The sequence below is a fragment of the Bradyrhizobium sp. R2.2-H genome (assembly GCF_004346455.1).
Classification (GTDB): domain Bacteria; phylum Pseudomonadota; class Alphaproteobacteria; order Rhizobiales; family Xanthobacteraceae; genus Bradyrhizobium; species Bradyrhizobium diversitatis.
On record NZ_SMBR01000002.1, the window covers coordinates 250,133 to 263,510 of the forward strand.

Annotated in this window: 1 protein-coding gene; it reads left to right on the forward strand. The window is 64.2% G+C overall.

Going from position 1 to position 13,378, the window contains the following annotated elements:
- Positions 1-33: 33 nt before the first annotated feature.
- Complete coding sequence (locus EDE08_RS05285) at positions 34-13,290, forward strand: filamentous hemagglutinin family protein (protein WP_131867853.1); 13,257 nt, start codon at positions 34-36, stop codon at positions 13,288-13,290.
- Positions 13,291-13,378 lie beyond the last annotated feature (88 nt).

The window sequence follows — 13,378 nt, forward strand, 5'->3', positions numbered from 1 at the left end:
TTCGAACGTGCGCTGCTGTGCGGCGTCAGTCTGGTGGCGTTGTCGCTGGCGAGCGGCTACGGCCACGCGCGCAGCCTCACGCCGGGCGCCAATACGGTCGTACCGACGCAGGAAGCGCAGCAGGCGGCGATCCAGGCCGCGCAGCAGGCAGCGGGAGCGGCGACGCAGGCGCAGGCCTCGCTGGCCCGCGCGGCAGCCGCGCTCGCGGCCGCGCGAAAGCTGCAGGCCGATGCCGCCGCCGCAGCGCGGGCCGCCGGCGGGTCGGTTCCGAACGGGCTGGTCACGGGAGGCTTGATGCCCACCGGCGGCACCGACAACGATCCTTTGGCCGGGATCAAGCTCGATCCGTCGAAATGGACCGGTGCCAACGCGCCGAAGCAGAGCGCCAAGGAAGTGAATGGCGTCACGAAGGTGGACGTCGACATCCAGCAGACCCAGAAAAAGGCCATCCTGTACTGGGACAGCTTCAACGTCGGCGCCAACACCACCATCAATTTCCAGCAATCGGCGTCCGACTGGATCGCTCTGAACCGGGTGGACTCGAGTGCGTCGCCCAGCCGCATCCTCGGCCAGATCAACGCGCTCGGCGGCGTCTATCTCATCAACCGAAACGGCATCGTGTTCGGTGCGGGGGCGCAGGTGAACGTCCACACCCTGATCGCCTCCAGCCTCGATGTCGGCAAGCTGGGCGCGTCGCTCCAGGAACGCGACAAGTTCTTCATGGACCAGGGCATCGCCAACCTGAACTCTTTCTCGATCTACGACAAGGACGGCGGCGCGGCGACCAATCTGGTCGCGGGCGACATCAAGGTCGAGCGCGGCGCGTCGATCACCGGCAACATCCGCTACGACCAGGTCGCACAAGGCTCACCCGGCTCGGTCTTCCTGTTCGGCGCCAACGTTTATAATTCCGGGTCGATCACGGCCACGACCGGCGAGGTGGCGATGGTCGCCGCGCGCACCATCGACGTGGTGCCCAACGGCTACTCGGTGTTCCCCAAGGAAGTGCTCGGCAAGGACGACAAGGGCAACACCAACAAGTTCCCGGGCACGGAGTTCAGGCTCTCGCAATTCGCCGCGTCGTACAACACCGATCCAAACGGCACGGATCCATTCGGCTACCCGCGCACCAACTTTTACCTGCCGGGCACAGGCGAGGCCGTCCACGACGGCGTGATCGATATCGGCCGCGGCGTCCTCGTCATGAACGGCGACAAGGTCAGCATTGCCAATCCAACCGATGCGAATGGCCGCGCACTGACCGACAGCGCCGGGCATCTGCTCCAAGGCGTGGTGTCCGCCGACACCAGCATCAGCCGCAACAGCTTCGTGCTGCTGCGCGCCGCCACGAGCGTCACCATGGACGGCGTGATCTCGAGCCTGCCGGTGGACGACGGGTCGGCAGGCCTGCCCGGCTCGCAGAGCTTCGTGCCGACCTACATCGAGGCCTCGGCCCAGGCCAGCGTGACCATTGGCGCGAGCGGCCTGATCTCGGCACCCTCGGCGCAGGTCTCGCTCAATGCCATGAACTTCCCCAAGGATCTGGGGAACAAGGTGTGGAGCCTATTCCATCAGGGGACGACGTCGGGCACTGACGGCAATCAGAACGGAGTCAATCCCAATTCTCTGGATCCCAAGTCCGTCCTGCTCGCACCCGGTGCCACGATCGACGTGGCGGGGCTCCAGAACGTCGAGTTGCCGGCCGGCTACAACGTCATCCCCGTCAAGCTGCTGGCCGAGTTCGCCGACATGCCGCTGCAGCGCCCGCCTTACGCTACCGTTTCGGCGGACGGCAGCGGCGTGGTCTACGGCCAGACGCTGTGGATCGACATCCGCAAGACCGGCACGCGCAGCGACGGCACGACCTGGGTCGGCACGCCGATCGCCGATGCCAGCGGCTACGTCGCCAAGGTGCCGCGCAGCATCTATCAGCTGATGACCGTCGGCGGCAGCATCAGTCTCAACACGGATCTGAAGGTCGAGAACGGGGCAGCCTCGGGCGTCATCACCGCCGGCTCGGTGATGAACGTCGCCGGCGGCAGCGTCAAGTTCCTGCCTGGCATGGTGAACACGACGCGGCTGATCGGCAGCGACGGGCGCATCTACGACATCTCCAAAGCCGACCCGAACATGACCTATCTCGGCGTTGCCGGGCAGTTCATCCGCAAGCATGAGCGGTGGGGCGTCACCGAATACTGGTCGACGCAGAGTCAGATCTATTCGCCGGGCTATAGCGAGGGCCATGCCGCCGGCGGTGTCAGCGTCGTGACGGTCAATCTTGCGCCGCTTGACAAAGGCATCATCTATTTCGGTTCGACGGCAGGTGAGCGACAGATCAGCAGCGGTCAATTGCCGCTGCAGGGCTCGCTCTCATTGACGACCCCGTCGAGCGTCCAGATTGGTTCGTTGGAATCTGCCAATTACGCGACGACGAGCGGCTATAGGCGCAACGACGAGGAGTTTGTACCACTCAAGACCGTACTGTCGGACGAGATCCTGTCGAGTTACGGCCTTAGTTCCTTGTCGGTAACGGCCTCCGATTTCGTGTTGTCGCGCGTCAGCAGCGGGCCCTATCCGGCGGACAAAGACCCTCCGCCGGCCAAGCTCACTCTGGCGCCTGGCGGCAATCTCTCCGTGGTGGCCGCTATCATCGACATCGCGGGAGACATCGAGGCGGCAGGCGGCAGTGTGAAACTCGTTACTGATCGAGCCGCCATTTCGAACAGCTTCGGCTCGCAGTTTAGCTACAGGGACAATACTAAAAACAGTACCGAAGCGCCGTTGGCTGCCAACGTCTATGTCGGAGGCAAGATCGATGTGAGCGGACGATTTGTCAACGATATCAGCCGCGTCGCCGGCATCGATGCCGTTGGCCCGGCATTTCTCAACGGTGGCAGCATCTCGATCTCGACCAACAAGAGCAGCGAGGCTCTCGACAGTGGCTATCTGGACACGACCGGAAGCATCTTGCTGGGCACCAATAGCGTGCTGGACGTGTCGAGCGGCGGATACATCTCGCCTCAAGGCAAGGCGCGGACCGTCGCCTCCGGCACCATGGAAGGAAAGGGGGGCTCAATCTCACTGGAAATCTACCAGGGAGCCAAGTGGGTTTCGCCGGGCGACTCCGGCGAGAAAAGGCCGACGCAAGGCGCCGTTGCCCTGCTGCAGCTGGACGGCCAGTTGCTCGGGTACGGGTTCGAGACGAACGGGAACCTCCGAATTGCGGGAGCCGATACGATCCGCATCGACGGGACGCTTCAAGACAAGGAGACGTCATCGGTCCGCATTCGCGGAGCGATGACACTCCCGCTGTCGTTCTTCGAAGGTTTCAGTTCCTACACCATCGAGTCCGTAACTGACGACTGGTCCGCAGATAGCAGAGCGAACGTCATTTTGTCAGCGAACGAACAGCTCAGACTGCAGCAAAGCAATCTGCCGAGTGTGTTCGATTTTACAGGTACGCAGACTGGAACGAAGCTGGGCTCGCAATTCAACGTGCTGAGAGCATCGCTTTCGGATTCCCAACGCGCAGCCGAAAAGCTGCCCAAAGCGGTCGACCTGACGCTCAAAGCGGACTTCATCACGCTTGACAAGGGCTCGACGATCGCAACCGACCCTACGGCCAAGATTGCGATGGCCGCAGTCGTCGGCGACAAGACAACTTTGCCAAGCTCGGCTCTTTGGACCGCTCCCGCACAGTCGGTCGATTTGCTCGGTACGATCATCAATCGCGGCGGATCGGTCTTCATCAATTCGAATTCGACGCACCTGTCGTCCGACGCCAGGATCGACCTGTCGGGAACGTTCGTCGCCGATCCGCTGTTCGGAACGGTCAACGGCCCGGCAACCAGCGGTAAATACATCGCAGGCGGAACTTTCGCCGTTGAAGGTGGACAGATCACCCAGATCAACACCTATGAAAACAAGACCGACCCAAGCAAGAATAAGTCCTACTTCGTCTATGGCGCACCCAGCAGCGCGTCGCTGACCGCAGATGCCGGTGCCGTTGTCGACGTTTCCGGCGCTGCCGGCAAGATCAAGGTGGCGAACGGCCGCGCCGGTCCGTCGGAACAGGATTCATGGAGCGATGCCGGCACGGTCAGTGCCGATGTCGTCAGATTCGATTGGAGGGGCAGCTTTGCCGCGACCGGAGGCCGCGCCATCGCGACCGATGGCAGCGTCGTCAACTCGGTCCCGCCGGACGCGCGCGCCAACGGCGGTACGGTGCTGCTAGGTGGCGGGCCCATCACGTTGGGACAGGAGGCGATTGGCGCCGGGCAGGTTTCGCCGGGAATCTTCTACGTCTCGGCCGATCAACTTGCTCCATTCGACAATGTTTATCTCTATGCCGCCGGGGCGACTGGTGGCGTCCCGGTGATCTTTACGGACATTCCGGGCAACACCTACGGCATAAATCCCACGACTCCGGCGATCAACTTCTTTGATTTGCAGTTCGCAGGGCCGTTGAACTGGAGCGTGACGAACCGCCTGCACATCGCGGCCGGGACGTTCAAGGCACCCGCTTCCGGCGCCGACGTAAACCTGTCGGCCGCCTATGTTTCGCTGTCGGGCAGCGGCAACAAGCCGGCTGCCGGCCAGAGCACCCTGACCGTCAGCGCCGGGACCATCGACCTCGAAGGCGCGCCGACGCCGCTGAAGATCACGGACAATGATCCCATCAGGGGGCTCAATTTCTCCAGTTTCGGCCAGGTCAATTTCATTGCGAGCGGCGACATTCGGCTGAACACGCTCAAGGTTCGAGACGGGCTCAGGAAGGGGAACGACGACAAGGCGGCCACTGCCGAGCAGTCGAGCTTCACTGCCAATCTCTTCACGGCCGGCGATCTGCGGTTCTCCGCCCAACGCCTATATCCCGTCACCGCCGTCAACTTCACCATCGAAACGCCGGGCAACGTCAAGTTCACCGCGCCTGCAGGCAGCGACACCACCATTCCGCTTTCGGCCGGCGGGGGCATCACGGTGCGGGCGGCGACCATCGAGCAGGCAGGCAATCTGTTTGCCCCGCTCGGCACCATCACGCTCGGCAACACCGATGCGGCCGTGTCGAAGATCATCACCCAGTCGGTGGCGCTGGCGCCGGGAAGCCTCACCTCGGTCACGCTGGCCGACACAACCGTGCCCTATGGCGCCACCTCGGACGGCACCGATTGGTACTACAACGCCAATCTCTATCCGCTGACTGCGCCGCCCTCCAAGGGTCTTCTCCTGTCGGGATCGACGGTGACGCGTGCCGACGGCTCCACCATCGATCTGCGCGGCGGCGGCGATCTCCAGGCTGCGGAATGGATCCAGGGCAAGGGAGGCTCGCGCGACACGCTGACGACGACGCCCTCGGGCCAGACCGTCTATGCGCTGGTGCCTTCGCGCAACGATTCCATCGCGGCTTACGACATCCACTTCGCCACCGCGCGCAGCGCCGACAACGGTGTCACGGTCAAGCCCGGCGACAGCGTGCCGCTGGCGGGCCAGCAGATCACCATCGATGGCGGCAACGGCATCCCGGCGGGCACCTACACGCTCTATCCTGCGCACTACGCGACGCTGCCCGGTGCGATGCGCGCCGTCGTCTACGCCCAGGACAACACCGGCAAGCACATCCCGACCGGCACCAAACTGACCGACGGCACCGTATTGGTCACGGGCAATTACACGCAGTCGACAGCGCCCGGAAAGCAGTCGTCCGGGCAGACCGTCTTCGCCGTGCAGACGAACTCGGTATGGCAGCAGTACAGCGAGTACAGCTTCAACGGTGCCAACCGCTATTTCACCCAGGCGGCGGCCAAGCAGAACAAGATCCCGCCGCGCCTGCCGATGGACGCCGGCCGTCTGTCCGTGTCTGCCCTGCAGACGATCGTTCTCAACGGCATGGCGCTGACCCAGCCGGGTACCGACAGCAACGGCAATATCGGGCGCGGCGGCGAACTCGACATCAGCGCGCCGAAGCTCGCCGTGCTCAGCCACGCCGCCTACGCGGCCAAGGACGTGCCTGCCGGCTATGTCGGGCTGGATCTCGACCAGATCTACGGTTTCGAGAGCGTTCTGATCGGCGGCATCCGCAGCGACATTGCCAACGGCACGCTGATCACGCCGACGGCGAGCAACCTGGTGGTCGACACCCGTGGCGAGGCCCTGACTGCGCCGGAAATCCTACTCGTCGCGCAGCAAACCGGAGAGTGGCAGCAGCGGGCCCAGCAGTATGTGACGATCGGATCGAGCTCCGTCCTGCTCGACGTGCCGGTCTATGTTCCGGTCGACGGCAGTGGAACGGTCACGGTCAAATCGGGCAGCGTCATCGAAACCAGGGGCACTGTTCACGCCGGCTTCGGACGCCACTACATCGTCGTCTCGGACCAGCAGGCGGCGATCACCGCCCAGAGCGTCGCCACCGCCCTCGGAGGGACGCTGTCGGGAACGACGATCACCGGCGCGGACCTGACGAAGCTTCCCGCTTTCACCGCGGCCACCCAGCAGGTGCTGGGCTACTATGCCAATGGCGGTCCGCAGCAGCCCGGGCGCGGCGCATTGTTCGCGGCCAGCAACGATCCCACGCTCCAACTCACCGGACCATCCAAGACCGGCGTCTCGGCGCCGTCGCTCACGATCAGCTTCAGGGACGTCACGACGCAGGACGCCGCGAACATTCCCGGACTTGCGACCGGGCAGGTCAGCGGAAGCCTGACGCTGCCGGGGGGCAACACCGCCGACAGCGGCAAGGTCGTGGTCGCTGACGGCGTCACGATCAAGACCGATACGCTGACACTGCAAGGCACCGCCGCGAACAAGGCCATCACCGTCAATACGACCGATCTGCACGCCAGCCGCGTCAACCTGGTCGCTCCGAGCATCGGGATCGGCGCGGCCAACCCGGTTGCCGGCGTGAGCCTGACGCTGCCGGCCAACAGCGCCCAGTTTGCCGACGTCCACACGCTCGCGCTGCGCGCCTTGTCGGCACCGATCACCGTCTACGGTAGCTTCAATTCGGGAACGCGCAACCTGATCCTCGACGCAAATGGCCTAGCACAGGGCCTCGACGGCGGCGTCGCGCGAGATGCCACCATCACGGCCAGCGAGACCATTACACTGACGAATACGGCCGGACCGGCCTTCAGCGGCGGCGCGACCGCCGGCGGCAACGGCCTGCAGCTCGTCGCTGAGGACATCGAGTTCGGCAACTCTCCGGTCAACGGCATCACGCAGGCCGCCTACATGACGATCGCCGGCTATTCCAGCGTCGGCATGTCCGCGAGCGGGCGCGTGCTGATCAAGGGGCCGGGCGCCCTGACCCTGGGCGTCAACAACACCGACAAGGTCGATCTTGCGATCACGACGCCGAGCGTGCTGGTCGCCGGCGCAAGCGGTGCCAAGTCGCAAAGCTTCTCGATCACGGGCTATGCCGGCAACGTCACGATCCGGGACAGCAGCACCCGAACCGGCGCGGTCGAACGTCCGGCGGACAGCACCGAGGTCGGCGGCAGCCTGCAGATCACGGCCGCCAACATTACCGTTGCCAGCACCATCCAGGCGCAGGGCGGGACGATCACGCTGAGCGCAATCGCCGGCAATCTCGAACTTGAGAAGGGCTCCTATCTGTCGGCGGCCGGCTACAAGAAGACCCTCGACATCGATACCTACGCGCCGGGCGGCAAGATCGTGCTCAATGCCGACATCGGCGGCACGGCAGTGGTGCCGTTCACCGGCGAGGGCAAGGTCAAGATCGACACCGACAGCATCGTCGACGTCGCGCAGCCTGCGGGCGGTCTCGGCTATGGCGGCCAGATCGAAGTCAATGCCGTCCGCGGCAGTGCCACGATCGCGGGCGAACTGCTCGGGGCCGGCGCCTCAGGACTCGGCGGTCGTTTCAAACTCGATACGCTGGGCAGCGCGGACCTGACCTCGCTCGCCGACAATTTGCTCGCGGGCGGTCTCACCGGTTCGGTTGACGTCCGTACGCGCACGGGCAATCTCGAACTGGCGGCCGGCCATACGCTCAAGGCCAATGCCGTCACGCTGACCGCGGACGATTCGGCGTGGGACAGCAGCGACGCGAGCAAGCAGTTCGGGCAGGTGAAAATCCGCGGCCTGATCGACGCGACCGGCTACGGCGGCAAGACCGCTGACGGAACCGGACAGGCCGGCGGACAGGTTGCACTCTACGGCGCCAACGCGGTCCTCCTCGCCAGCAGCGGCGTGATCGACGCCTCGACGACGCATGCCGACGAGCGGGGCGGCGACGTCATCATCGGAATCGGCTGGGACGCCAAGTCGAAAATCTACCTGCAGCAGGGCACGCAGATCAACGTCTCCGGCGGCGCCAAGGGCGGTCTCAGCGGCGGCACGGTGACGTTCCGCGCGCCGCTCGACGGCAACAACGACGTCAAGATCGCGGCGATCAGCAATGTGGCTAACACGGCCGGCGCGCACGGCGCCAAGTTCTACGCCGACGGCGACAAGACATTCGACGAACTGCCCGTGCTCGATGCAACCAACAACGTCAACGATCGTACCATGACCAGCATCGTCGGCGCGCGCTCGGTTGCCGTCAACGGCTACATCGCGTTCGACACCACGGCCGGGAAGAACGGCATCGATGGATCGAGCCTCGGCTGGTTTGGCACGATCGACACGGCCGGCTGGTACAAAGGCGTGGATCCGAATGGGAATCTCATCCCCGCGACGACCGGCTCGTGGACCAATGTGAGCGGGTTCACACTAAATCCAAGCAGCGTCTTCGCGGGATTCTCGGGTGTGCCCACCACGACTGCGAGCTTGAGAGACAGCACGGGTCAGGTCATCGCAACGATGAATGGCTACGTGATGGGGCTCAACGCGTTCAGCGCGTTGCCGCCCTCTGATCCCGGCTTCGTGTTCGACGGCAGCACCACATACAAGATCACCTTCGAAGGAGGAGCGCAGGGGACGGTCTCGACCCTGGCGTTCGGAGGGGCTCTGAACATCGTCGTCACGAGCGCCGGCAGCGGATATACGGCCGCGCCGACCTGGGCGGACATTACGCGCTCCGACGGTCAGACCGTGAGGGTCACTGCGACCCGCTCCAGCCTCAAGATCGTGTCGGCCCAGATGAACCTCGTCGATGGTTTCACGGGCTACACCGGGTCCGCGCCGTCGAACGTCACGGTCTCGGGCGCCGGAGGTGTCCAGGTCATTTCCTTCGCACCCGGTTCGAGCTTCTCGGGCAAGACCGTCGCGTCGTCTGACGGGACACTCACATTTGTACCTGATATACCCAACTTTATCCCGCTGAAGTCCAGCGGCGTCTACGATCCTTTCAATCCGGCCACCCAGGGCACCGCAGGCTTAGCAACCTTCACCGGCGGGGCCGGCACCGGGAACGCGTTCTTCGGGGACATCGTCTCGCAGATCACCAAGGGTACCTGGAGCTACAACGGGCAGAGCTACGGCTTCGGCAACCTGTTTACGCGCCTTGCGCCGCTCGCCGCCAGCCTCGGCGCCGATGTCGTGCATGTGCAGCCCGGGGTCGATCTCGTCAATTCGAAGGGCGACATCACCGTCAGCAGCAACTGGAATCTGGCCGCCGGCACTGTCGGAGGACTCAAGGACGGCAAGTATGACCCGGCCTCGAGCTATATCGATTTCAAATACCGTCTTCTGACGCCTTGGGGTGGCTTCGATGCGGGCGCGCTGACGCTGCGCTCATCCGGCAACATCAACGTCAACGCCTCGATTTCGGACGGCTTCTTCCAGTTCGGCAATTATCTCGGCACCAGCAGCGCCTCCAGCCGCTACTTCGACGAGAAGGCAACAGGCGCGTATACCTACTATCTCAACACGCCCGGGAGTTCGGTAGCCGCTCCCTACAACGCGGCGGCGAACGGCATCAGCCCGTCCAGTCTTGATCTCGCCGCGGCGGACCTGTTCCCGCACACCCTGCGGGTCTGCACCATCGATTGCAGCCCCGGCAACCTCAAGCCGATCACGGCGCCATCATCCTGGTCGTATCATCTCACCGCGGGTGCCGACCTCTCCAGTGCCAATGTCGGCGCACGGGTTCCGCTCGCCAATAACGTCGGCGACGTCATCGTCGACAAGCACGGCAGCTACCAGCAGACGCTGGTGAAGGACACGGCAGGCAGCACCGTGCAAGTGACGGTCGACATCCCGACCATGATCCGCACTGGGACAGGCAATATCAACGTCGCGGCAGCGCGGGACGTGATTCTCAAGGACACCAGCGCCCCGGGCGTGATCTACGCAGCCGGCGTCAACACGGCGGCCTATGCCAATCCGTACACCGTCCAAACCGATGGGACGATCGTGGTGACCGATCCCGACGGCAAGGGCTTCTACGAGCCGCGCGTGCTGGGCTACGGCAACGCAGCAGCGACGGACGCTCGCGAGCTCTACTATGGTCCGCCGACCGCAGCCGCGTTCCCGGAGAAGGGCGGCGATGTCCTGATCGACGCGCAGCGGGATATCGTCGGTGGCAGCAAAGTGATCACGATCCAGGCGCAGGACGCCGAGGGCAAACCCTTGAAGGACCAGGACGGAAATCCCGTCTTGATTGTCCAGAAAGTGCCTCAGTACTATCAGCCCTGGCTGTTGTCCAACGCCTCGATCACGCCGAGCGGCAGTGCGGCCATGGTCGGGGCAGGGGTGTTCGCTCCGGCAGGGAATTCGATCGCCTCGCAGACCGCGTGGTGGATTCAATACGGCAGCTTCCAGCAGGGGTTCCTTAGCGCCGGCGGCAATATCAGCGTGTTGGCCGGACGCGACCTCGTCGACGTCTCGGTCTCTGCGCCCACCACGGGCCGCGTCACCGACGGCCTCGCCGCGGGCAGCACGCCGGTCACGCATGTCTACGGCAGCGGCAACATGCTCGTGCGCGCCGGCGGCGACATCCGCGGCGGGTCCTTCTACGAGGGCTCCGGCCACGCCCGCATCGAGGCCGCTGGCGACGTCCGCGACAATGGCACGATCTACCGTTTTGCCGACCGCAATCCCAACATCCAGGCCCCTAGCAGCAAAAGGCTGAGCCTTCCGAATCTGCCGCAACTTGCGGTCGACACCGGACAGATCACCGTCGTAGCCGGCGGCTCGGTCGCGGTAGCCGGGGTCGTCAATCCGGCGGCGTTGCATGCCCAGCCGCCAAGCGAGGCCGATCCGCTGGAGAAGAACAGCGCCCTCCCGGCAAGGGCCCTCTACTTCGACACCTATGGCCCCGATAGCAAGGTCAGCCTGTTGGCGAAGTCCGGCGATATCACCATCGGCCTATCGCCGCTGACGGTCGGCACGGAGCGTACGCCGGCCGCCTCCGCCGTCTATCCGGCCAGCCTCAAGGCAATCGCGTTGCAAGGCAATCTCATGACGACCGGAATCGGCAGTATTCGCGTCCAAAACGCTACGGGCTTCGCAATTCCGACTCCCGGTATCGTGCTCAGTGCGTCCGATCACGGGACGTTCGACTTGCTGGCGGAGGGGAGCATCGACCTGACGTTCGGTTACCCGAAACAATCGAGCAACACGTTGTCAACACCGCGTCCGGTGATCTCCGCCGGGGCAGCATTGTTCGACGCCGCGTTCGATCCGTACCGGCCCAACAGCGGCTACGGCGAATCCTCCAGCCGCGCCGTTCTGGCGCACGCCAACGATGCTGCCGAGGGCCGCGACAGCACCGCAAGGATCTACGCCGCCTCCGGCGACATCATTGCCACCGGAACCTTCGGCCGAAGAACGTTGAGCGACACGCTCGATGTCTACCAGCGCATCGAGATCAACCGGCCGGTCAGCATCTATGCCGGCGGCAACATCGTCGATCTCAACGTCATCGTGCAGAACATCCACGTCAACGACGTCAGCAAGATCGTCGCCGGCGGCAACATTTCCTATACCGGGTATGCCAATGGCGGCGGCATCCAGGTCGCGGGACCAGGTTATCTCGTGGTGCAGGCTGGCGGCGACATCGGTCCGTTCCTGCCTGCGGCGTTCAACAATGCGAGCCAGGCGCTGGTGCAGGAGGGCATCGTTTCGGTCGGAAATTCGAGCTCGACGGTTGGAAATTTCTACGTCGACAGCACGACCGGCGGCTCGGTCGGCATCTACAACCAAGCGCTGCTCGGACCCTCGAACAACCCGCGGCGCAACGCTGCCCTCGTAGAGACCGCCGGCACCAAGCAGGGCGCCAGCATCGACGTCCTGTTCGGGGTCAAGTTCGGCATCGACTACGACGCGATGATCGGCAAATATCTCGATCCCGCCAGCCCGAATTTCCTGGGCACCGTCGTGGCAACCAACGTTTTGACGGGCAAGAAGCAGAGCCTGACATTCGAGCAGTTCAAGAGCCTGCCAAAGGACCTCCAGCACGTTCTGGTCGATGAAGCCTTCTTTGCCGGGTTGAAGGAGGTCGGTAAGGGTACCTTCAAGACCGCCTTCGGCTACGAGATGATCGACACCATGTTCCCGGCGAAGCTCGGCTACACCAGGAACACGATTGGTGGCGGCGCGAACGGCGCCAGCGATCTCGTCAAGACCGGCGACTTGAACCTGCTGCACGCGACCGTGCAGACCCAGCTCGGCGGTGACATCTCGATCTTCGGGCCGGGCGGCAGCCTGATCGTCGGCTCGCTGGCGGCCGAGTCCAATGCTGCGCTGCAGCTGCGCGACATCGGCATCCTCACGCTCGGTGGCGGCGCCATCAACACCTTCACCGACCAGAACGTGCTGGTGAATTCGAGCCGCGTTCTCACCACCCAGGGCGGCGACGTCACGATGTGGAGCTCCAACGGCAATCTCGATGCCGGCCGCGGCTCCAAGACGACGCTCTCGGCGCCGGCGCTGCAGGTGCTCTACGATCAGGACGACTACCAGTTCATCGATCTCGGTGGCTACGTCACCGGCGCCGGCATCGGCACGCTGAAGGCATCGGACGTTGCCGAAACCTCCAGTCTCTACCTGCTCGCGCCGCGCGGCATAATCGATTTCGGTACGGCAGGCGTACAGTCCTCCGGCGATGCCGTGTTCGTCGCTCCCGTCGTCGCCAATTTCGGCAATGCGTCGGTCCAGGGTACCTCGACCGGCGTTCCTACGATTTCCGTTCCCAACATAGGCGCGCTGACCGCGGGTTCGAACACCGCCGGTGCCGCGGCCAAGACGGCGGATACGCCGACTGCAGGCGGCTCCAGCAAACCGGCCTCGATCTTCATCGTCGAGGTCATCGGATATGGCGGAGGCGATGGACAGGATGTCTCCGGCAAGGAGACCGATGGCAATTCATCTGGTGAGAGCAAGCAATGATCGACGCGATCATCCTTGCGTCGAATGGTCACGTGGGCTCAATCGGAGCGCGCAAGGACGCCGATTTGGCGCGACGAGGATATTGTTT